This window comes from Stackebrandtia albiflava, assembly GCF_007994225.1.
GTDB lineage: Bacteria > Actinomycetota > Actinomycetes > Mycobacteriales > Micromonosporaceae > Stackebrandtia > Stackebrandtia albiflava.
Genome location: NZ_VLLL01000005.1, coordinates 1,383,410 through 1,404,407 on the forward strand (window position 1 = coordinate 1,383,410; position 20,998 = coordinate 1,404,407).

Genomic DNA, 20,998 nt, shown 5'->3' on the forward strand with positions numbered 1-20,998 from the left:
ACAGACTTGCCGACGTGCTGCGCTGGATGACCGCTGGAGAATCACACGGCCCGGCGTTGGTGGCGATCCTGGACGGGCTTCCCGCCGGGATCGGGATCACCAGCTCCGAGGTCGTCACCGAACTCGCCCGTCGCCGTCTCGGATACGGCCGGGGCGCCCGGATGAAGTTCGAACAGGACGTCGTGGAGTTCATCGGAGGGGTGAGGCACGGCCGCACCCTCGGTTCACCGGTGGCCGTCCGGGTCGGCAACTCCGAGTGGCCCAAGTGGGAACAGGTGATGGCCGCCGACCCGGTGGATCCGGAGTCGCTGGCGGGACTCGCCCGCAACGCGCCGCTCACCCGCCCTCGTCCCGGACACGCGGACCTGGCGGGCATGCAGAAGTACCACCACGCCGACGCCCGGCCGATCCTGGAGCGCGCCTCGGCGCGCGAGACCGCCGCACGGGTCGCGGTCGGGGCGGTCGCCAAGGCGTTCCTGAGTCAGGCACTGGGCGTCGAGATCGTCTCGCACGTGGTGGAACTGGGTTCCGTCGCCGCCGAACCCGGACTGCTCCCCGGCCCGGGCGACCGCGAGAAGGTGGACGCCGACCCGTTGCGGTGCATGGACCCGGCGGCCTCCGCGCGCATGGTCGCCGAGGTCGACGCGGCGAAGAAGGACGCCGACACCCTCGGCGGCATAGTGGAGGTGCTGGCGTACGGCGTTCCCCCCGGCCTGGGATCCCACGTGCAGTGGGACCGCAAACTCGACGCCCGGCTGGCGATGGCGTTGACCTCGATCCAGGCGATCAAGGGCGTCGAGATCGGTGACGCGTTCACGCAGGCCCGCTCCCGGGGATCGCGGGCGCACGACGAGATCACCGCGACACCGCAGGGCGTGCGTCGCACCACCGACCGCGCCGGCGGCCTGGAGGGCGGCATCACCACCGGTGAGCCGCTGCGGGTGCGTGCCGCGATGAAGCCGATCTCCTCGCTCACCCGTCCATTGAGTACGGTGGATGTGGTGACCGGCGAACCGGCCGAGGCCATCAACCAACGCTCCGACGTGTGCGCGGTACCCGCCGCCGCGGTGGTCGCCGAGTCGATGACGGCCTTCGTCCTGGCGGAGGCCGCGCTGGAGAAGTTCGGCGGCGACTCCGTCGGTGAGACCGCACGAAACCTGGCCGCCTACCTCGAGAACCTGGTGATCCGATGAGTCCCCGCGTGGTGCTGGTCGGCCCGCCCGGCAGCGGTAAGTCCACTGTGGGCGCGTTGTTGGCGCGTCGCTGGGACGTCGGCTTCCGCGACACCGACGCCGACATCGCCGCCGCCGCGGGTATGACGATCCCCGACATCTTCCTCACACACGGCGAGGACCACTTCAGGGCGCTGGAACGCGACGCGGTCGCCACCGCGCTCGCCACACACGACGGTGTGCTGGCACTGGGCGGCGGCGCCGTCATGGCCGACGCCACCCGGGCGCTGTTGGCCGACCACACCGTGGTCTTCCTGTCGGTCGAACTGACCGCCGCGGTGGGAAGGGTCGGGCTCGGCGCGGGCCGGCCGCTGCTGGCCGTGAACCCACGCGCCACCATGAAGGCGCTGCTCGAACAGCGCCGGCCGTTGTACCGCGAGATCGCCGACTTCGAGATCGCCACGGACGGGACGACCCCCGAGCAGGTCGCCGACGAGATCGCCCGGTGGACGGGCGAGCCCGCCGTCATCCGGGTCGGCGGCGAGTCCGACGGATACGACGTCGTCATCGGCCCCGACGCCACCATCGCCCTCACCGACCACCTCGCCGGGGCCACCCGCGCCGCCGTCCTGTACTCGGCCCCGCTGGAGGCGCACGCCGCCCGCGTCGCCGCGTACATCGGTGAACACGTCACCGTGCTCCCCGTGGAGGTCCCCGACGCCGAATCCGGCAAGACCGTGGACGTGGCGGCCCGGTGCTGGGACCGGCTCGCCGAGGCCGGGTTCACCCGCTCCGACGTCGTGATCGGCGTCGGCGGCGGCGCCGTCACCGACCTGGCGGGCTTCGTCGCGGCGTGCTGGCTCCGCGGCGTCCCGGTCATCCAGCTCCCCACCTCCACACTCGCCATGGTGGACGCGGCCGTGGGCGGCAAGACCGGCGTGAACGTCTCGGCGGGGAAGAACCTCGTCGGCGCGTTCCACCCACCCCGGGCCGTACTGTGCGACCTCGGCACCCTCGCCACCCTGCCGGAACCCGACAGGGTGGCCGGGCTGGCCGAGATCGTCAAATGCGGCCTCATCGCCGACCCGGTCATCCTCGACATCGTCGAGGCCGACCCCAAGGCGGCGATCGACCCGACGTCACCGCAGACCGCCGAGCTCGTTCGGCGGGCCGTCGCGGTCAAGGCCGAGGTCGTCACGGGGGACCTGCGTGAGACCGGTCGCCGCGCGATACTCAACTACGGGCACACCTTCGGGCACGCCGTGGAGAAGGTCGAGCACTTCGGTCGCCGTCACGGCGAGGCCGTGGCGATCGGGATGGTCTACGCCGCCGTGCTCGGCCGCCTCACCGGCCGGGCCGATCTCGTCGACCGGACGCGGGCGATCCTCACCGCGGTGGGCCTGCCCACGGGATACCCCGGCGGCCGCTGGGAGGAACTGGACGCGGCGATGCGACTCGACAAGAAGAACGTGGGCGACACCCGGCGCTTCGTGCTCCTCGACGACGTGGCCGCACCGGTGGTCGTCGACGACGTGACACCGGACCTGATGCTCGCCGCCTACCGGGAGGTGTCGACGTGAACGTGACGGTCCTCAACGGCCCCAACCTGAACCGGTTGGGTACCCGCGAACCACACATCTACGGTGCCGCCACCTACCGAGACCTGGAGACCCTGGTCGCCGACACCGCCGCACGGCTCGGCCTCACCGTGGAGATGCGCCAGACCAACGCGGAGTCGGAACTCCTCGGCTGGCTGCACGACGCGGCCGACACCGGCACCGACGTGGTGTTGAACGCCGCCGCCTGGACCCACACGTCGGTGGCGGTCGGTGACGCCTGCGCCATGCTGACCGGCCGGTTGATCGAGGTGCACATCTCCAACGTGCACCGGCGTGAACCGTTCCGGCACCACTCCTACGTGTCGGCGCACGCCGACGGGGTCATCGTCGGATGCGGGCCGGACGGTTACCGCCTCGCCCTGGAACACCTGGCAGCGACCGCCCCGGGCTGAACCCGGTCAACCGGCGGTCTCCGGCGGCAGTTCGTCCTCCAGGTGGTGCGGGCCGGTGGTGGTCCAGCCCGCCACGGCGTAGACGACGGCCGTCACCAGCAACAGCGCGAACGGCAGGGTCCAACTGCCGGTCGCCTCGAAGAGGACGCCGACCAGGAGCGGGCCCACACCCGCCATCAGGTAACCGCCGCTCTGCGCGAACGCCGACAGCGCGGCCGTGCCCGTGGGGGTGCGGGTACGCAGCGCGAACAGCGTCAACATGAGTGGGAAGGTCCCCATCGCGACGGCGGTCAGCACCAGGCCCACCCAGGTGACCACCGCGTTGCCTCCCCACCACATGGCCGGCAGGCCCAGGAGGTAACCGGACACCAGGAACAGCATCATCCCCCGCTGGGTCGGCCGCCTCGCGGCCAGCACCGGGATCACCAGTGAGATCGGGATGCTGATGCCCGTGAACACCGCGAGCATGACGCCGGCCTCCGCCGAGGAGTAGCCGTGGTCGCGCATGATCTCCGGTAGCCAACCGAACATCACGTACGCGATCAAGGACTGGCAGCCGAACGCCACCAGCATCATCCACGCGAGCCGGCTGCGCCCGATGCCGCGCACCCGGGCGGGCGCGGCGGGCACCGCGGTGTGCGACGGTGGCGCGGGCGGACGGCGCAGCAGCAGCCACGGCACCATCGCGACCAGGGCCGGAACCACCCACACACCCAGCGCGAGCTGCCAGTCGCCGCCGCTGGCCTGTTCCACCGGTACGGTAACCGCCGCCGCCAGCATCGCCCCGACCGCGAGCGACGTCGAGTAGGCGGTGGTGAGCGGGCCGATCCGGTCGGGGAAGTACCGCTTCACGATCGTGGGGATCGCGACGTTGCCGACCGCGCCTCCGGCCAGCGCCGCCGCACTGGCGAGCAGGAAGACCGGCACCGACGTGACACTCGACCGGACGACCAGTCCGAGGACCATCGCGCCCAACGCGGTCAACAGGACGATCCGGTCGCCGAAGCGCCGTACCAGGGCGGGCGTGACACCGCCCAACGCGGCGAAGCAGATGACGGGCAGGGTGGTGAGGACCCCGGCCATGGCGGCACTGGTGGACAACCCGGCCTGGATCTCGGCGAGCAGCGGCCCGATACTGGTGACCGCCGTACGCAGATTCAGCGCCGCGAGCAGGAGGCCCGTGACGACGAGCCACAGTGCGGGTGGGAGGGTGTCGCGCCGCCGAGCGCGGACCTGGGTGGATACCGCCGACATGAAGACCTTCGCGAGACTAGCGGGTGGGGTGGGAGGGCACCGTCCAGCGGTGGCAGCCACGACAGGCCAATGTAACCCCGGTCCGGTCCGGTCGATTCCGGGTATGGCCGAGGTGTGGGAGACCTAACCCCCGTGCGTGGGGGGCGGCGCCTGGCGCACGGTGGCCCGGCGTCGGCCGTTACACTTGTTCGTCGCCCGCCCACCTCCACAGTCCGGCACTTCACGGTCCGGGTGGCGATCCCGCCGCCTCCGGCGGCCCGGCACGGTACTGACCGACCCACACGTGAGAGAGATCCCAACACACATGGCAACCACGAACGACCTGAAGAACGGCATGGTGCTCAGCCTCGACGGCGTGCTGTGGACCGTGGTGAAGTTCCAGCACGTCAAGCCCGGTAAGGGCGGTGCGTTCGTGCGCACGACCTTGAAGAACGTGCTGTCGGGCAAGGTCGTAGACAAGACGTTCAACGCGGGCACCAAGGTGGAGACCGCCACCGTCGACAAGCGCACCATGCAGTACCTGTACGCCACCGACGACGACTTCATCTTCATGGACATGGACACCTACGACCAGATCGGCGTACCCGCCGCGACCGTCGGCGACGCCAAGAACTTCCTGCTCCCCGAGGCGGAGGTCACCGTCGGGATCCACGAGGGCACCCCGCTGTACATCGAGCTGCCCGCCTCCGTGGAACTGGAGGTGACCCACACCGAACCCGGCCTCCAGGGCGACCGCTCCAGCGGCGGCACGAAGCCGGCCACCGTGGAGACCGGAGCCAACGTGCAGGTGCCCCTGTTCATCACCAACGGTGAGAAGATCAAGGTGGACACCCGCGACGGCAAGTACATGAGCCGCGCGTAACCGTGTCGGAGAAATCCCTGGCGGCGTTCCCCGCCCGCCGCAAGGCACGCAAGCGCGCGGTGGACGTCCTCTACGAGGCGGAGCAGCGTGACAGGCCGATCCGCGAGATCCTGGAGGCCAGGCGGCTGCTCGCCATGCGTGACCCGCAGATGCCCGGCATCCCCGAGTACACGATGACCCTGGTCGAGGGCGTCGCGGCCGACCTCGACGCGATCGACGACGCCGTGAGCGCCTGCCTGGAGGGCTGGGAACTCGACCGCATCGCCGCCGTAGACCGAAACATCCTGCGGGTCGCGACGTACGAACTCCGCCACGGCGACGAGGCGGTGGACGACGCGGTCGTGATCAGCGAGGCGGTGAAGATCGCCGACGTGCTGTGCGGCGACGACTCGCCCGGCTTCATCAACGCGGTCCTGCAGAGCGTGGCCCGGCTCGACGGACGCCGGCGGGCGTCGTGACCGCGGACGGTCTCGGGTTCCATCACGTGACGCTCACCGTCTCCGACCTCGACCGTTCGATCGACTGGTACGGGCGCGTGCTGGGCCTGGCACCGGTGCGACGCGGGAGGCAGGACGGCATGGAGAAGGCGGTGTTGCGCGGCGACGGCGAGCTCCTGCTCGTCCTGGTGACCCACGGTGACCGCGCCGAGGCCGGACCGTTCAGCGAGTTCCGCAGCGGACTCGACCACCTGTCGTTCGCCGTCTCCGACGGGGAGGCGTTGCGGCGCTGGGCGGGACGCCTCGACGACGCCGGCGTGGCGAGGTCGGAGGTCGTGGCCGGTTCCACCGGTGAGCTGATCGCCTTCCGGGATCCCGACGGGATCGCCCTGGAGTTCTACACGCGCTGAACACACGAACCGCCCCGCCGGGTATGCGCCCGGCGGGGCGGTGTCACGTCACGGGGGTGTGCTGGGCCGAGGGGCCGTCGCGTACGCCGCGTCACGGGGTGTGTCGGCGGCTACCCGGCTCCGGGCGGGGACGGAGGTCCGACCGGTGGGGTGACGGGTAGCCGGATCGATCCGCGCGAGCGCGCGTTACTCCGCGTTCTCCTTCAACTCGGCGAAGAACTTCGCCGGGTCGGAGATCAGGACGCCGAGTTCGCTGAGCTTCTCAAGCAGCTGGGACGGGGTGGTGTCGTAGATGATCGCCAGAGCGGCCAGGTCGTCCGCCCGGATCGAGAGGATCCGGCCGTTGTAGTCGCCCCGGCGCTGCTGGATACCACGCGCGTACCGTGCGACGTGGGTCAGCTCGGGAGAGCTGTGGTCGTACAGGGCGGCGAGATCAAGGGTGAGCTTGCTGCCCGGCTCCACCGGAAGCGGCGCGCCGTCGGGGAGCAGTTCCGCGACCGGGACGCGGTAGAACACCGCGAGCTCGGCCAGTCGAGCCACCGTGATGGCACGGTCGCCACGCTCGTAAGAACCGATGACGACGGCCTTCCACTTGCCGCCCGACTTGTCCTCCACACCCTGCAGGGAGAGACCCTGCTGGATACGGATGTCCCGCAGACGGTTACCGAGGAATTTCGCGTACTCGGGTGACGAAGCCATTCGATGTACTCCAGGTGATGGGGGATAGGACGTAACCGTTTTCTGGCTACGCAGCGTGACTCTAGGCGATGCCAAAACCCGGTGCAAGTGGGGGTGGGCACAATTCTCACTATGCGTGACGGGATTTCACCCCCAAAAAGGGCGATAGCGTGCGAAAACCCCCTTACTCTGGGTTGATCTGGCTCATTGGCGCCAACCGGTCCGGGGTAGCATTCTGCGCGACCATTCTTTAACGGACCGTCCAGTGAGGCGGAGAAGGAGGTCAAGGTGGCAGAGCCTGCCCATGACCAGGCCGGAGACACCCGGCCGGCCCGACAGATACTGTCCGATTCGGACATCTCCCGGGTGATCGACCGTATCGCCCACCAGATCCTCGAGAAGACGCGCGGCGCGGCCGAGACGGTGCTGCTGGGAATCCCCACGCGCGGCGTCCCCCTGGCGAGCCGGCTCGCCGAACGGATCGCCGCCTTCGAGGGCGCGACGATCCCACACGGCGCGCTCGACGTCACCCTCTACCGCGACGACCTGCGGATCCGGGGCGCGCGGGCACTCGGCCCCACCGACGTCCCCGCCGACGGCGTCGACGGACGCCGGGTCATCCTGGTCGACGACGTCCTCTACTCCGGCCGCACCGTCCGGGCTGCGTTGAACGCCCTCTACGACCTCGGCCGTCCCTCCCAGGTCCAACTGGCCGTCCTGGTCGACCGGGGGCACCGGCAGTTGCCGATCCGCGCCGACTACGTGGGCAAGAACATACCCACCGCCGCCAGCGAGAACGTCTCCGTTCACCTCAAGGAGCACGACGGGACCGACGAGGTGCTGTTGTCGGGAGGTGCGGCGTGAACCGTCACCTGCTGTCGGCGGCCGACCTCGACCGCGACACCGCCACACTGATCCTCGACACCGCCCGGGGAATGGCCGCAGCGATGACCGGCCGCGAGGTGCGCAAGCTGCCCACCCTGCGCGGCCGGACCGTCGTCAACCTCTTCTACGAGGACTCCACCCGTACCCGCGTCTCCTTCGAGGCCGCCGCCAAGCGGTTGTCCGCCGACGTGGTCACGTTCTCCGCCAAGGGTTCCAGTGTCAGCAAGGGCGAGAGCCTGAAGGACACCGCGCTCACCCTCCAGGCGATGGGGGCCGACGCCGTCGTGGTGCGCCACTCCGCCTCCGGCGCTCCGCACCGGTTGACCGAGTGGCTCGACGGAAGCGTCGTCAACGCCGGAGACGGCACGCACGAGCACCCCACCCAGGCACTCCTGGACGCCTACACCATCCGGGAACGCATGGGACGGCTGGAGGGACTGCGGGTGGCGATCGTCGGCGACGTCCTGCACAGCCGGGTCGCCCGCTCCAACGTCCACCTGCTCACGACCTTCGGCGCCGACGTCACCCTGGTGGCGCCGCCGACGCTGCTGCCGGTCGGAGTCACCGACTGGCCCGTCGACGTCTCCTACGACCTCGACGGCGTACTGCCCAAGGTGGACGTCGTCATGATGCTGCGGGTGCAGCGGGAGCGCATGAACGACTCCTTCTTCCCGTCGGCACGTGAGTACAGCCGCCGGTACGGTCTCGACACCGCGAGGATGGCGCGACTGCCCGGCGAGGCGATCGTGATGCACCCCGGTCCGATGATCCGGGGGATGGAGATCGCCGCCGAGGTCGCCGACTCCGCCCGTTCGGTGATCGTCGACCAGGTGGCCAACGGAGTGCTGGTGCGGATGGCCGTGCTCTATCTGCTGTTGTCGGGTGAGAAGGGAAGCATGGCATGACCGGTTGGCTGATCAAGGGTGCGTCGATCCTCGGACGGGAACGGGCCGACGTGCTCGTGGAGTCCGGACGCATCACCGGGATGGGTGCCGATCTGGCGGCCGGCGACGCCACCGTGGTGGACGCCGACGGACAGATCCTGTTGCCCGGCCTCGTGGACCTCCACACCCACCTGCGCGAACCCGGCAGGGAGGACGCCGAGACCGTCGCCTCCGGCAGCCGGGCCGCCGCGTTGGGCGGTTTCACCGCCGTGTGCGCCATGGCCAACACCGATCCGGTGGCCGACACCGCCGGAGTCGTGGAGCAGGTGTGGAGCCTCGGCCGGGACGCCGGCCTCGTGGACGTGCAGCCGATCGGCGCCGTGACCGTCGGCCTGGCGGGAAGTCAACTGGCGGAACTGGGCGCCATGGCGGCCTCGGCGGCGAAGGTCAGGATCTTCTCCGACGACGGTCACTGCGTGTCGGATCCCCGGCTGATGCGGCGCGCACTGGAATACGTCAAGGCGTTCGACGGGGTCATCGCCCAGCACGCCGAGGAGCCGAGCCTCACCGCGGGCGCCCAGATGCACGAGGGCGCGGTATCTGCGAGGCTGGGCCTGGCCGGGTGGCCTGCGGTGGCGGAGGAGGCGATCATCGCCCGTGACGCGCTGCTCGCCGGGCACGTCGGTTCCCGCCTGCACGTGTGTCACGTCTCCACCGCCGGAAGCGTGGAGATCCTGCGCTGGGCCAAGTCGAAGGGCTGGCGCGTCACCGCGGAGGTGTGCCCCCACCACCTGCTGCTCACCGACGAGCTCGCCGGATCCTACGACCCGGTGTACAAGGTGAATCCGCCGCTGCGCACCGCCGACGACGTCGCCGCGCTCCGGCAGGGCCTGGCCGAGGGCATCATCGACGTGGTCGCCACCGACCACGCCCCGCACACCCTGGAGGACAAGGAGTGCGAGTGGTCGGCGGCCAGGCCGGGCATGCTCGGCCTCCAGACCGCGCTGCCGATCGTCATCCACACCATGGTCGAACCGGGTGCCCTGGACTGGGACGGTGTCGCCGAGCGGATGAGCCGCACCCCGGCCCGGATCGCGGGGCTCACCGAGCACGGGCGTGATCCCGCCGTGGGCGGACCCGCGAACCTGACCCTGGTCGATCCGGCGGCGCGATGGACGGTCGTGCCCTCCGAGCTGGCCGGCCCGAGCCGCAACACCCCCTACTCCGGTATGACCCTGCCGGGCGTCGTCACCGCGACGTTCCTGCACGGCCGCCCCACGGTGCTGGGTGGCAAGTTGACGGAGTCCGCCTCATGACCCACGGACGTCCCCACTCCGCCGAAACCGACAAGGAGCCGACATGACAAGGCGAGCCGCCGCCATCCTCGTACTGGAGGACGGCCGGGTGTTCCACGGTGAGGCGTACGGCGCCGTGGGCGAGACCTTCGGTGAGGCCGTGTTCTCCACCGGCATGACCGGTTACCAGGAGACGCTGACCGACCCGTCGTACCACCGTCAGGTCGTCACCATGACCGCGCCGCACATCGGCAACACGGGTGTCAACGCCGAGGACGACGAGTCCGGCCGCATCTGGGTGGCGGGCTTCGTGATCCGCCAGGCGGCGAGGATCTCGTCGAACTGGCGGGCCACGGCGGACCTGGAGGACGAGTTGTCCACGCAGGGCGTCGTCGGCATCTGCGAGGTGGACACCCGCGCCCTGACCCGCCACCTGCGGGAGCGCGGTGCCATGCGGGTGGGCATCTCCAGTCGCGACACCGACCCCGACCGCCTGCTGGCCAAGGTCCTGGAGTCGCCCGGCATGACGGGCGCGGACCTGGTCGGCGAGGTGACCACGTCGCGGCCGTACACGGTGGCGGCGGAGGGCGAACGACGCTTCACCGTGGCGGCACTGGATCTGGGCATCAAACGCAACACCCCGCGCCGGATGGCGCGGCGGGGGGTCGAGACCCACGTCCTCCCGGCGCACTCGACGGTGGAGGAGATCCTGGCGTCCTCGCCTGACGCGGTGTTCCTGTCGAACGGACCCGGTGACCCCGCCACCGCCTCCCACCAGGTGGCGGTGACCCGCGAACTGCTGCGCCGCCGCGTCCCGGTGTTCGGCATCTGCTTCGGCAACCAGGTGCTCGGCCAGGCACTCGGCCTCGGCACGTACAAGCTCAAGTACGGGCACCGCGGCATCAACCAGCCGGTCGCAGACCTGTCCACCGGGAAGGTCGAGGTGACCGCGCACAATCACGGGTTCGCGCTCGGCTTGCCGAGTGCGAACGGAAAGCACGGTGCGTTGGGCCTGCCCGACGCGAACGGGAAGCGTGGTGCGCTCGGCTTGCCGGGCGCGAACGGAAAGCATGGCGCGTTGGGCCTGCCCGACGCGAACGCCGAGCAGGGCGCGGCCGCCGACGGGATGGAGCCGATGTCGCGGCCCGACCCCGTGTCCCTGGAGTTCGACACCGACTTCGGACGGGCGAGGGTCAGCCACATCTGCCTCAACGACAACGTGGTCGAGGGCGTGGAGTGCCTGGAGGTACCCGCGTTCTCCGTGCAGTACCACCCCGAGGCCGCGGCCGGTCCCCACGACGCGGACTACCTCTTCGACCGACTGGTGGACCTGATCGAGGGGAGCCGGCGTGTCTCGGTCTGACCGTTCCACAGTGACATCCCATCGGGTGGGGGCCGTCGGGGTCCCGTCGCATCAGAGCAGGAAAGCGGGAGCCAGTGCCTAAACGCGAAGACATCAAGCACGTCCTGGTGATCGGGTCCGGCCCGATCGTCATCGGCCAGGCGTGCGAGTTCGACTACTCCGGAACGCAGGCGTGCCGGGTGCTGAAGGCGGAGGGGCTCCGAGTCAGCCTCGTCAACTCCAATCCTGCGACCATCATGACCGACCCGGAGTACGCCGACGCGACCTATGTGGAGCCCATCACCCCCGAGTTCGTCGAGCAGGTGATCGCGGCCGAACGTCCCGACGCGATCCTTGCGACGCTGGGCGGCCAGACCGCACTGAACACGGCCATGGCGTTGCACGAGGCGGGAGTGCTGGAGAAGTACGGTGTCGAGCTGATCGGCGCCGACGTGGACGCCATCCAGCGCGGCGAGGACCGCCAGATGTTCAAGGAGGTCGTCAAGCGCGCCGGGGGTGACGTCCCCCGCAGCGCGGTGTGCCACTCGATGGCGGAGGTCCACGACACGGTCGCCGAACTCGGCCTGCCCGTGGTGGTGCGTCCGAGCTTCACGATGGGCGGCCTCGGATCCGGAATGGCCCACACCACCGAGGAACTGGAACGCATCGCCGGTAGCGGACTGGCGGAGAGCCCCACCACCGAGGTCCTCATCGAGGAGAGCGTCCTCGGGTGGAAGGAGTACGAGCTCGAACTGATGCGCGACCACCGTGACAACGTCGTGGTCGTGTGCACGATCGAGAACGTCGACCCGATGGGCGTGCACACCGGCGACTCGGTGACGGTCGCGCCCGCCATGACGTTGACCGACCGGGAGTTCCAACGGCTGCGGGACCTGGGCATCGCGGTGCTGCGGGAGGTCGGGGTCGACACCGGCGGCTGCAACATCCAGTTCGCCGTCGATCCGGAGACCGGCCGGATCGTCGTCATCGAGATGAACCCACGCGTGTCGCGGTCGAGTGCGCTGGCCTCCAAGGCCACCGGTTTCCCGATCGCCAAGATCGCGGCGCGGTTGGCCATCGGGTACACACTGGACGAGATCGCGAACGACATCACCCGGGCCACACCGGCGGCGTTCGAGCCGACCCTGGACTACGTGGTCGTCAAGATCCCACGGTTCGCGTTCGAGAAGTTCCCGGGTGCCGACGCGACCCTCACCACGACCATGAAGTCGGTCGGTGAGGCGATGGCGCTGGGACGCACCTTCGGTGAGGCGTTGCAGAAGGCGATGCGGTCCACCGAGACCGGTATGCCGGGCCTGTGGACCAAGCCCGATCCGGAGGGTGTCACGCTCGCCGCGACCCTGGAGTCGCTCGCGGAGGGGCACGACGGCCGGCTCTACACGGCCGAACGGGCGCTGCGGCTGGGCGCGACGGTGGCGGAGGTCGCCGAGGCGTCGAAGTTCGACCCCTGGTTCGTGGACCAGCTCGCCGCCCTGGTGCAGCTGCGTGACGAGGTGGAGTCGGCGGCGGTCCTGGACCTCCCGTTGCTGCGGCGCGCCAAGCGCGCCGGTTTCTCCGACCGGCAGCTCGCGGCGTTGCGTCCGGAGTTCGCCGGCGAGGACGGCGTCCGGCGGCTCCGGCACCGGTTGGGGCTGCGTCCGGTCTACAAGACCGTGGACACCTGCGCGGCCGAGTTCGAGGCGCACACGCCGTACCACTACTCCTCCTACGAGGAGGAGACGGAGGTGGCTCCCAGCGACCGGCCGAAGGTCATGATCCTCGGTTCGGGGCCCAACCGGATCGGCCAGGGCATCGAGTTCGACTACTCGTGCGTGCACGCGGTCAGCGCGCTCCGCGAGGCCGGATTCGAGACCATCATGGTCAACTGCAACCCCGAGACCGTCTCCACCGACTACGACACCGCCGACCGGTTGTACTTCGAGCCGTTGACGTTGGAAGACGTCCTGGAGGTGCACCACGCCGAGCACGACAGCGGGGTGGCCGCGGGCGGCCCGGGTGTGGTCGGCGTCGTGGTCCAGCTGGGCGGCCAGACCCCGCTGGGCCTGGCGCGCAAGCTGACCGAGGCCGGTCTGCCGGTCGTCGGGACTCCCGCGGACAGCATCCACCTGGCCGAGGACCGCGGCGCGTTCAGCAAGATCCTCGCCAAGGCGGGACTGCCGGCTCCCAAGCACGGCACGGCGAGCACCTACGCCGAGGCCAGGGCGATCGCCGCCGAGATCGGTTACCCGGTCCTGGTCCGGCCCTCGTACGTGCTGGGCGGCCGCGGGATGGAGATCGTCTACGACGACACCAACCTGCAGTCCTACATCACCCGGGCGACCGACATCAGCCCCGAGCATCCGGTCCTGGTCGACCGCTTCCTCGACGACGCCATCGAGATCGACGTCGACGCGCTGTGCGACGGCGGTGAGGTCTACATAGGCGGTGTGATGGAGCACATCGAGGAGGCAGGTATCCACAGTGGTGACTCCTCCTGCGCGCTGCCGCCGATCACGCTCGGTTCCGGCACCCTCGACCAGATCCGGCGGCACACCGAGGCGTTGGCGTTCGGCATCGGGGTGCGCGGCCTGTTGAACGTCCAGTACGCGCTCAAGGACGACGTGCTGTACGTGCTCGAGGCGAATCCGCGTGCCAGCCGTACCGTGCCGTTCGTGTCCAAGGCGACCGGTGTGTCGCTGGCGAAGGCCGCCACCCGCATCATGCTCGGGGCCACCATCGCCACCCTCCGTGAGGAGGGGCTGCTGCGCGCGACCGGTGACGGCGGTGTCATGCCCGCCGACGCGCCGGTGTCGGTCAAGGAGGCGGTCCTGCCGTTCAAGCGGTTCCGGACCGTGGAGGGCCGGGGCATCGACGCCCTCCTGGGGCCGGAGATGAAGTCGACGGGCGAGGTGATGGGCATCGACACCGCGTTCGGACACGCCTTCGCCAAGGCGCAGGCGGCGACGTACGGCGGGGTGCCGACCACCGGGAAGGTGTTCGTGTCGGTGGCCGACCGTGACAAGCGCGCCGTCGTGTTCCCGGTCAAGCGGCTCGTCGATCTGGGCTTCACCGTCTACGCCACCAGGGGCACCGGTGAGGTGCTGCGGCGGCACGGCATCGAGTTCACCGCGGTGCGTCGTCACACCGATCCCGACGGTGACTTGACATTGCGGGACACCGTGGAGCTGATCAGCTCGGGCGAGCTGGCGTTGGTGATCAACACCCCCGCCGGTTCGACCGGGGTCCGTACCGACGGATACGAGATCCGCAGCGCCGCCGTCGTGGTGGACACCCCGTGCATCACCACGATCCAGGGGGCCGCCGCCGCCGTCATGGGCATCGAGGCCATGATCCGAGGTGACTTGACGGTGCGCCCGCTACAGGCGCTGCACGCGGCTCTCAGCGAGGAATAGGAATGCTTTACAGACGGATGGTCCGCCCGGTCCTGTACCGGGTGGGACGAGGTGACCCCGAGGTGGCGCACGAGCGCACCCTGGGGTGGCTCGGTTCGATCAGCGGCAAACCGTGGCTGCTGGACGCGCTCAGCCGGTTGAACGTGGTCAGGGACCCGTGCCGGGTGTTCGGCATCGACTTTCCCAACGCCGTCGGCCTCGCCGCGGGTATGGACAAGAACGGTGTCGCGCTGCACGCGTGGCCGGCCCTGGGGTTCGGGTTCATGGAGATCGGCACCGTGACCTGGCGTGCCCAACCGGGTAATCCCCGGCCGCGCCTGTACCGGCTCCCCGACAGCAACGCCCTGATCAACCGGATGGGGTTCAACAACGACGGTGCCCAGGCGCTGGCCCGCCGGCTCGCCTCGGGGCCCCGTCCGAAGGTGCCCGTGGGCATCAGTCTGGGCAAGTCGAAGGCGACCCCGCTCGACCGCGCCGTCGACGACTACGTGGCGTCGTTCGTCGAGTTGTACCGGTTCGCCGACTACTTCGCGGTGAACGTCTCGTCGCCCAACACGCCGGGGCTGCGCAACCTCCAGGACGCCGACGAGCTGGCGACGATCCTGCGCGCCCTGTACGAGGAGGGCGTCCACCTGGCCGGTGGTGGCCGCCCCAAGCCGATCCTGGTCAAGATCGCCCCCGACCTGACCGAGACCGCGATCGGTCAGGCCCTGGAGGTCTGCCTGTCCCACGGGGTCTCGGGTGTCATCGCCGCCAACACGACCCTCGGGCGCGACGGTGTGGCGGCCTCCGACCTGGAACGCGCCGCCCAGCCGGGCGGCCTGTCCGGGGGGCCGCTGCGGGAGATCACCCGCTCCATCGTGTCCTTCGTGTACCGGGAGACGTCCGGTCGCCTTCCGGTGATCGGTGTCGGCGGCATCACCGCGCCCGACCACGCGGCCGCCCTCATCGACGCCGGGGCCAGTCTCGTCCAGCTCTACACCGGTCTGGTCTACTCTGGACCGAGGTTGGTGAAGGGGGCGGCCAGGGCCGCCCGACGCAGCTCCCACCAGACACGATCCCCCCGTCCCCGTCCGCAAGGAGGAGGCCACCATGGCTGACCTGACATTCGGCGCCCGCACCGCGCGGGCACTGGCCAAGCGTGGGCCGCTGTGCGTGGGCATCGACCCGCACGCGCAGCTCCTGCGCGCCTGGGGCCTGGACGACGACATCGCCGGCGCGGAACGCTTCTGTCTGACCATGGTGGAGGCGATCGCCGGCGAGGTCGCGTTCATCAAGCCGCAGTCGGCCTTCTTCGAGCGGTTCGGTTCGGCGGGGATCGCCCTGCTGGAACGGGTCGTGACCGAGTCGCGTCAGGCGGGCGCCCTGGTGCTGCTCGACGTCAAGCGCGGTGACATCGGTTCGACCATGCGCGCCTACGCGCAGGCGTATCTGGATCCGGCCTCGCCGCTGGCCGTCGACGCCGTCACCGCGAGCCCCTATCTGGGTGTCGGGTCGCTCGAACCGCTGTTCGACATGGCGCAGGCACACGACCGGGGCGTCTTCGTCCTGGCGTTGACGTCCAATGCGGAGGGTGCCCAGGTCCAGAAGGCCCGCCGCAAGGACGGCCGCACGGTGGGGCAGGCGGTGATCGACGAGATCGGTGGCTTGAACGCCGATGCGGAACCGATGGGTTCGCTCGGCGTCGTCATCGGCGCGACGATCACCGGCTGTCGTGAGGAGAGCGAGTTGGCGGGACGGCAGAAGACGTACGGAATCACCCATACCGCGCAGACCACCGGTGAGACCGCTCACGAGCTGTCCCGCCTCAACGGCCCCATCCTGGTGCCGGGCATGGGGGCGCAGGGTGGGCAGCCGAGCGATCTGCGGCGGGTGCTGGGCGCCGCGGCGGGAGCCGCGATCCCTTCGTACTCAAGGGAAATCGCTCGTCAAGGGCCTGCTTTGCCTGGTCTGAGGCAGGCTGCGGCGACCGCCATGGAGGCGTGCCGGAAGGCCATCGGGCGATAGCCTGGGAAGATACCTCACCACCAAGGTGGCGACCCCAAGTTGCGACGCCTTTGGACGTGTGGTTACGTTTCCCGCGCTGGGTTGTTAATCCAGCTTGTGGGAGGGACCGGTCCGGCCGGGCCCTCTACATAGTCCTTAATAGACAATCACCTCACCCTAGGAGACCCCGTGGCGCTCCCGCAACTCACGCCTGAGCAGCGCGCTGCCGCCTTGGAAAAGGCCGCCGCCGCCCGTAAGGCCCGCGCTGAGCTCAAAGAGAAGCTCAAGACCGGTGAGCTGTCGCTGGCCGACGTCCTCGCCTCCGCTTCGGAAGACGACATCTCCGGCAAGATGAAGGTCACCGCCGTGCTGAAGGCCCTCCCGGGCATCGGTGACAAGCGGACCGTGCAGATCATGGAGAAGCTGAAGATCGCCGAGACCCGCCGTCTGCGCGGACTGGGAGAGCACCAGCGGCAGGCTCTTCTTGCCGAGTTCGCCGACAACGACGCATAGTCGTCCGGTAGAACAAACACGTGAGCTTTGACGAACACCGCCCAACGGCGGCCCGCCTGACGGTTCTCTCCGGGCCGTCCGGTGTCGGCAAAGGCAGCGTGAAGGCGCTCATTCGGGAACGGTACCCGTGGGTATGGTTCTCGGTGAGCGCCACCACGCGTTCGCCACGGCCTGACGAGATCCCCGGTTTCCATTACTACTACTACGAGCGAGCCCACTTCGAGAAGCTCGCGGCCGACGGTCAGTTCCTGGAATGGGCGCAGTACGCCAACAACCTGTACGGCACCCCGCGAGGCCCCGTGGAGGAGCGGCTCGCGGCCGGTATGCCGGCGATCATGGAGGCCGATCTGCAAGGGGCCAGGCAGGTCCGCAAGGCCATGCCCGAGGCGCAACTGGTCTTCCTGGCGCCGCCGAGCTGGGACGAACTGGTCAGGCGGCTCAAGGGACGCGGCACCGAGGACGCCGAGACCATCAGGCGCCGTCTCGCGTTGGCGCGCGAGGAACTCGCCGCCGAGGCCGAGTTCGACCACACGATCGTCAACGTGTCCGTCGAGCAGGCCACCGAGGAGCTGGTAGGCTTGCTCGGTTCGCCGGCGGAGCCGTCCGCGGCCTGTCCGGCGTCGAACCGTTTAATCTCCGAATCTGTGTTAGAGGGCTGAAAGCGCGTGTCTGGAACCGTCGCCGACCCCATCGGCATCACGAAGCCGCCGATCGACGATCTGCTGGAGAAGTCCCAATCGAAGTACCAGCTCGTCATCTACGGCGCCAAGCGTGCCCGTCAGATCAACGCCTACTACAGCCAGCTCGGTGAGGGCCTGCTGGAGTACGTCGGGCCCCTGGTCGAGACGACCCCCCAGGAGAAGGCACTGTCGATCGCGCTGCGCGAGATCGACCAGGGTCTCCTGGTGACCGAGCCACTGGAGCCCGGTTCGGAAGACTGAACCGCGAACCGGCCGGAACCCGACGATGAACACCGTCACGTCTCGTCCCGAGATCGTCCTGGGCGTGTCCGGGGGTATCGCCGCCTACAAGGCGTGCGAACTGCTGCGGCTGTTCACCGAGTCGGGGCACGGCGTCACCGTGGTCCCCACCGCGGCGGCGCTCCGGTTCGTGGGCGAGGCCACCTGGGCGGCGTTGTCGGGCCGTCCGGTCGCGACCGAGGTCTTCGACGCCGTCCACGAGGTGCCCCACGTCCGGCTCGGGCGTCAGGCCGACCTCGTGGTCGTCGCCCCGGCGACGGCCGACCTGTTGGCCCGCGCGGCGACCGGCCGCGCCGACGACCTGCTCACCAACATCCTGCTGACCACGCGCGGGCCGGTGCTGTTCGCACCCGCGATGCACACCGAGATGTGGGAGAACCCGGCGACCGCCGACAACGTCGCCGTGCTGCGCCGCAGGGGCCACATCGTGCTCGAACCGGCGGTGGGCCGGCTCACCGGAGCCGACACCGGCAAGGGCAGGCTGCCCGACCCGGCCCGGATATTCGAGGTCGCCGTGCGCCTGCTGCGTCGCGGGCCGCGCGCGCCCGACCTCACCGGACGTCACGTCGTGGTGACCGCCGGAGGTACCCGTGAGCCGCTGGATCCGGTCCGTTTCATCGGAAACCGTTCCTCCGGTAAACAGGGGCACGCCCTGGCACGTGCGGCCTCGGCACGGGGCGCCCGGGTGACCCTGGTCTCCGCCAACGTCGCGTTGCCCCCACCGGCCGGCGTCGACCTGGTGACGGTCGGCACCACCGCGCAGCTCCACGAGGCCGTCCTCGCCGCGTCCGAGACCGCCGACGTGGTGGTCATGGCGGCGGCCCCGGCCGACTTCCGTCCCGCGAGCTACCGCACCGAGAAGATCAAGAAGACCACCGACACCACCGGTATGACCCTGGAACTGGTGCCGAACGCCGACATCGCCGCCGATCTGGGTTCCCGCAAGAAGCCGGGCCGACTGCTGGTGGCCTTCGCGGCCGAGACCGGGAACGGGCTCGCCAACGCGCGCCGCAAACTCACCGCCAAGAACGCCGACCTCGTCGTCCTGAACGAGGTGGGGGAGGACAAGGCGTTCGGCACCGACGACAACGCCGTCACCCTCGTCCGCGCCGACGGCACTACCGAGGCCGTCCCGTTGGCGGACAAGGACCAGATCGCCGACCGCATCCTCGACGAGGTGGTGTCGCTGCTCACCTGAGCAGTGTCTCGGTCGGTGCGCGGAACCCGACCGGCCCGGGCGCCACGACGAGCCCCCGCGCGGTGGTGGCTAGACTCGACTCGTTGTCCGTCGTATTCGTCAATCTAGGAGCACCGTGGCACGTCGCCTTTTCACCTCGGAGTCTGTGACTGAGGGACACCCAGACAAGATCGCCGACCAGATCAGTGACGGCGTGCTCGATGCGCTGCTCGACCAGGACCCGGCGAGCCGGGTCGCGGTGGAGACCTTGATCACCACCGGCCAGGTCCACGTCGCCGGTGAGGTGACGACCTCCGCCTACGCCGACATCCCCTCGATCGTGCGCGAGACGATCCTCGGCATCGGCTACGACTCCTCCAAGAAGGGGTTCGACGGCGCCTCCTGCGGTGTGAGCGTGTCGATCGGCGCCCAGTCGCCCGACATCGCCCAGGGCGTCGACAAGGCGTTGGAGATGCGCACCGACGCCGGCGACCGTGACGAACTGGACCTGCAGGGCGCCGGTGACCAGGGCATGATGTTCGGTTTCGCCTGCCGCGAGACCCCCGAACTCATGCCGCTTCCCATCGCGCTGGCCCACCGCATGGCGAGGCGGCTGTCGCAGGTCCGCAAGGACGGCACCGTCCCCTACCTGCGTCCGGACGGCAAGACCCAGGTGACCGTCGAGTACGACGGCCTCACACCGGTCAAGCTGCACACCGTCGTGGTCTCCAGCCAGCACGCCCCCGACATCTCGCTGGAGTCCCTGATGACCCCCGACGTCGCCGAGCACGTCGTGGCGGCCGAGCTCGCGGGCCTGGACATCGACACGAGTGACTACCGGCTCCTGGTCAACCCGACCGGCCGTTTCGAGATCGGCGGCCCCATGGGCGACGCCGGCCTCACCGGCCGCAAGATCATCGTCGACACCTACGGCGGGTACGCCCGTCACGGCGGCGGCGCCTTCTCCGGCAAGGACCCGTCCAAGGTGGACCGTTCCGCGGCCTACGCCATGCGTTGGGTGGCCAAGAACGTGGTCGCCGCCGGGCTGGCCGAGCGCTGCGAGACCCAGGTCGCCTACGCCATCGGCAAGGCGCACCCGGTGAGCGTCCGCGTGGAGACCTTCGGCACCGAGACCGTCGCCGTCGAGAAGATCGAGGAGGCGATCGGGAAGGTGTTCGACCTGCGCCCCGCCGCGATCATCCGCGATCTGCGGCTGCTGCGCCCGATCTACCGCCAGACCGCCGCCTACGGGCACTTCGGCCGGGAACTGCCGGACCTGACGTGGGAGCAGACCGACCGCGTCGACGCGCTCAAGTCCGTCGTCGTCTGAACCGATCCGTCCGCGAACGCCGCACCGTACGCCGGTGCGGCGTTCGCGCGTTTTCCGGTTGCGGCGGCCGAAGGGCTCGGGCACACTCACCAGATGCCAGCCCCCGACGGTTTCGAATACATGCATCGCAAGAACGGCACGGTGATCATCACCCACCACGGCCGGGTCGCCGGAACCCTGCGCGGCGGCCGGGCCGCCGAGTTCCTGGCCGAGGTCGAGGACTCCGATCCCCAGGAGGTCATGGCGCGGTGGACGGGGAACTACAAGCGGGGAAACGAACGGATGGCCCGCAACCACCCCCGGCACCGAGACCGCGGTTGACGACTGCGGACGGGATCACATCCGTGGGGCTTGACCTCGCCCCAGGGG

At 69.8% G+C, this 20,998-nt stretch carries 21 protein-coding genes; 19 read left to right on the plus strand and 2 right to left on the minus strand.

The features are described from left to right. The first annotated feature begins 14 nt into the window (after positions 1-14). From aroC to aroQ, 3 genes are read left to right on the plus strand one after another with little or no spacing between them, the layout of a single operon-like run. Positions 15-1,193 carry a chorismate synthase gene (aroC, locus tag LX16_RS07185; protein WP_147137171.1) on the plus strand — a complete coding sequence of 393 codons (1,179 nt, stop codon included), beginning with the start codon at positions 15-17 and terminating at the stop codon, positions 1,191-1,193. Beyond that, positions 1,190-2,752: a 3-dehydroquinate synthase gene (gene aroB / locus LX16_RS07190; protein ID WP_147134926.1), complete on the plus strand. Its 1,563-nt coding sequence runs from the start codon at positions 1,190-1,192 to the stop codon at positions 2,750-2,752. Before aroC ends, aroB begins: the two co-directional genes overlap by 4 nt. Then, on the plus strand, positions 2,749-3,183 hold the full coding sequence (gene aroQ / locus LX16_RS07195; RefSeq protein WP_147134929.1) for a type II 3-dehydroquinate dehydratase: 435 nt from the start codon (positions 2,749-2,751) through the stop codon (positions 3,181-3,183). The genes aroB and aroQ overlap by 4 nt, the downstream gene beginning before the upstream one ends. Positions 3,184-3,189: 6 nt before the next feature. Here the strand turns inward: aroQ and LX16_RS07200 are convergent, their stop codons facing one another. After that, positions 3,190-4,437, minus strand: a complete 1,248-nt coding sequence (locus tag LX16_RS07200) for a CynX/NimT family MFS transporter (RefSeq protein WP_147134932.1) — start codon at positions 4,435-4,437, stop codon at positions 3,190-3,192. Positions 4,438-4,741: 304 nt separating this feature from the next. Between LX16_RS07200 and efp the strand changes: the two genes are divergently transcribed. From efp to LX16_RS07215, 3 genes are read left to right on the plus strand one after another with little or no spacing between them, the layout of a single operon-like run. Beyond that, positions 4,742-5,299, plus strand: coding sequence for an elongation factor P (efp, locus tag LX16_RS07205; protein ID WP_147134935.1), 558 nt, complete (start codon positions 4,742-4,744; stop codon positions 5,297-5,299). Positions 5,300-5,301: 2 nt separating this feature from the next. Next, the gene (gene nusB / locus LX16_RS07210) at positions 5,302-5,757 is read left to right on the plus strand and encodes a transcription antitermination factor NusB (protein ID WP_147134939.1); all 456 of its coding nucleotides are present in this window, start codon (positions 5,302-5,304) and stop codon (positions 5,755-5,757) included. Continuing rightward, positions 5,754-6,146, plus strand: a complete 393-nt coding sequence (locus LX16_RS07215) for a VOC family protein (protein WP_147134942.1) — start codon at positions 5,754-5,756, stop codon at positions 6,144-6,146. Before nusB ends, LX16_RS07215 begins: the two co-directional genes overlap by 4 nt. A 186-nt stretch (positions 6,147-6,332) precedes the next feature. Here the strand turns inward: LX16_RS07215 and LX16_RS07220 are convergent, their stop codons facing one another. After that, positions 6,333-6,845 (minus strand): transcriptional regulator, encoded by a 513-nt coding sequence (locus LX16_RS07220; RefSeq protein ID WP_147134945.1) that lies wholly within the window; start codon positions 6,843-6,845, stop codon positions 6,333-6,335. Positions 6,846-7,112: 267 nt separating this feature from the next. On the opposite strand from LX16_RS07220, the gene pyrR reads away from it, so the two are divergent. The 13 genes from pyrR (at position 7,113) to LX16_RS07285 (ending at position 20,950) form a co-directional block, all read left to right on the plus strand. Then, positions 7,113-7,688: a bifunctional pyr operon transcriptional regulator/uracil phosphoribosyltransferase PyrR gene (gene pyrR / locus LX16_RS07225; protein ID WP_147134948.1), complete on the plus strand. Its 576-nt coding sequence runs from the start codon at positions 7,113-7,115 to the stop codon at positions 7,686-7,688. After that, a complete protein-coding gene (locus LX16_RS07230; protein WP_147134951.1) occupies positions 7,685-8,614 on the plus strand; it encodes an aspartate carbamoyltransferase catalytic subunit in 930 nt (309 codons plus the stop codon). Before pyrR ends, LX16_RS07230 begins: the two co-directional genes overlap by 4 nt. Then, complete coding sequence (locus tag LX16_RS07235; protein WP_147134954.1) at positions 8,611-9,909, plus strand: dihydroorotase; 1,299 nt, start codon at positions 8,611-8,613, stop codon at positions 9,907-9,909. The genes LX16_RS07230 and LX16_RS07235 overlap by 4 nt, the downstream gene beginning before the upstream one ends. Positions 9,910-9,952: 43 nt before the next feature. Then, entirely contained in the window at positions 9,953-11,251 is a 1,299-nt protein-coding gene (carA, locus tag LX16_RS07240; protein WP_147134958.1) for a glutamine-hydrolyzing carbamoyl-phosphate synthase small subunit, read from the plus strand. Between the two features lie 74 nt (positions 11,252-11,325). After that, positions 11,326-14,643 (plus strand): carbamoyl-phosphate synthase large subunit, encoded by a 3,318-nt coding sequence (gene carB, locus LX16_RS07245; RefSeq protein WP_147134963.1) that lies wholly within the window; start codon positions 11,326-11,328, stop codon positions 14,641-14,643. A 2-nt stretch (positions 14,644-14,645) separates the two neighbouring features. Beyond that, a complete protein-coding gene (locus LX16_RS07250; RefSeq protein WP_147134966.1) occupies positions 14,646-15,743 on the plus strand; it encodes a quinone-dependent dihydroorotate dehydrogenase in 1,098 nt (365 codons plus the stop codon). Continuing rightward, the gene (gene pyrF / locus LX16_RS07255; RefSeq protein WP_147134969.1) at positions 15,736-16,650 is read left to right on the plus strand and encodes an orotidine-5'-phosphate decarboxylase; all 915 of its coding nucleotides are present in this window, start codon (positions 15,736-15,738) and stop codon (positions 16,648-16,650) included. The genes LX16_RS07250 and pyrF overlap by 8 nt, the downstream gene beginning before the upstream one ends. 168 nt (positions 16,651-16,818) lie before the next feature. Continuing rightward, a complete protein-coding gene (mihF, locus tag LX16_RS07260; RefSeq protein WP_147134972.1) occupies positions 16,819-17,142 on the plus strand; it encodes an integration host factor, actinobacterial type in 324 nt (107 codons plus the stop codon). A gap of 20 nt (positions 17,143-17,162) precedes the next feature. After that, positions 17,163-17,801, plus strand: coding sequence for a guanylate kinase (gene gmk / locus LX16_RS07265; protein ID WP_147134975.1), 639 nt, complete (start codon positions 17,163-17,165; stop codon positions 17,799-17,801). Positions 17,802-17,807: 6 nt separating this feature from the next. Continuing rightward, entirely contained in the window at positions 17,808-18,083 is a 276-nt protein-coding gene (rpoZ, locus tag LX16_RS07270; RefSeq protein ID WP_147134979.1) for a DNA-directed RNA polymerase subunit omega, read from the plus strand. Positions 18,084-18,108: 25 nt separating this feature from the next. After that, positions 18,109-19,320 carry a bifunctional phosphopantothenoylcysteine decarboxylase/phosphopantothenate--cysteine ligase CoaBC gene (coaBC, locus tag LX16_RS07275; RefSeq protein WP_147134982.1) on the plus strand — a complete coding sequence of 404 codons (1,212 nt, stop codon included), beginning with the start codon at positions 18,109-18,111 and terminating at the stop codon, positions 19,318-19,320. 115 nt (positions 19,321-19,435) lie between these two features. Beyond that, positions 19,436-20,629, plus strand: a complete 1,194-nt coding sequence (gene metK / locus LX16_RS07280; RefSeq protein ID WP_147134985.1) for a methionine adenosyltransferase — start codon at positions 19,436-19,438, stop codon at positions 20,627-20,629. Between the two features lie 93 nt (positions 20,630-20,722). Then, positions 20,723-20,950 (plus strand): hypothetical protein, encoded by a 228-nt coding sequence (locus tag LX16_RS07285; RefSeq protein ID WP_147134988.1) that lies wholly within the window; start codon positions 20,723-20,725, stop codon positions 20,948-20,950. The last annotated feature ends 48 nt before the right edge of the window (positions 20,951-20,998 follow it).

Coding starts and splice junctions, on each gene's coding strand:
- aroB (WP_147134926.1), top strand. CDS start 1,190: ATGAGTCCCCGCGTGGTGCTGGTCGGCCCGCCCGGCAGCGGTAAGTCC.
- LX16_RS07200 (WP_147134932.1), bottom strand. CDS start 4,437: ATGTCGGCGGTATCCACCCAGGTCCGCGCTCGGCGGCGCGACACCCTC.
- efp (WP_147134935.1), top strand. CDS start 4,742: ATGGCAACCACGAACGACCTGAAGAACGGCATGGTGCTCAGCCTCGAC.
- LX16_RS07220 (WP_147134945.1), bottom strand. CDS start 6,845: ATGGCTTCGTCACCCGAGTACGCGAAATTCCTCGGTAACCGTCTGCGG.
- LX16_RS07235 (WP_147134954.1), top strand. CDS start 8,611: ATGACCGGTTGGCTGATCAAGGGTGCGTCGATCCTCGGACGGGAACGG.
- carA (WP_147134958.1), top strand. CDS start 9,953: ATGACAAGGCGAGCCGCCGCCATCCTCGTACTGGAGGACGGCCGGGTG.
- LX16_RS07250 (WP_147134966.1), top strand. CDS start 14,646: ATGCTTTACAGACGGATGGTCCGCCCGGTCCTGTACCGGGTGGGACGA.
- pyrF (WP_147134969.1), top strand. CDS start 15,736: ATGGCTGACCTGACATTCGGCGCCCGCACCGCGCGGGCACTGGCCAAG.
- coaBC (WP_147134982.1), top strand. CDS start 18,109: ATGAACACCGTCACGTCTCGTCCCGAGATCGTCCTGGGCGTGTCCGGG.
- LX16_RS07285 (WP_147134988.1), top strand. CDS start 20,723: ATGCCAGCCCCCGACGGTTTCGAATACATGCATCGCAAGAACGGCACG.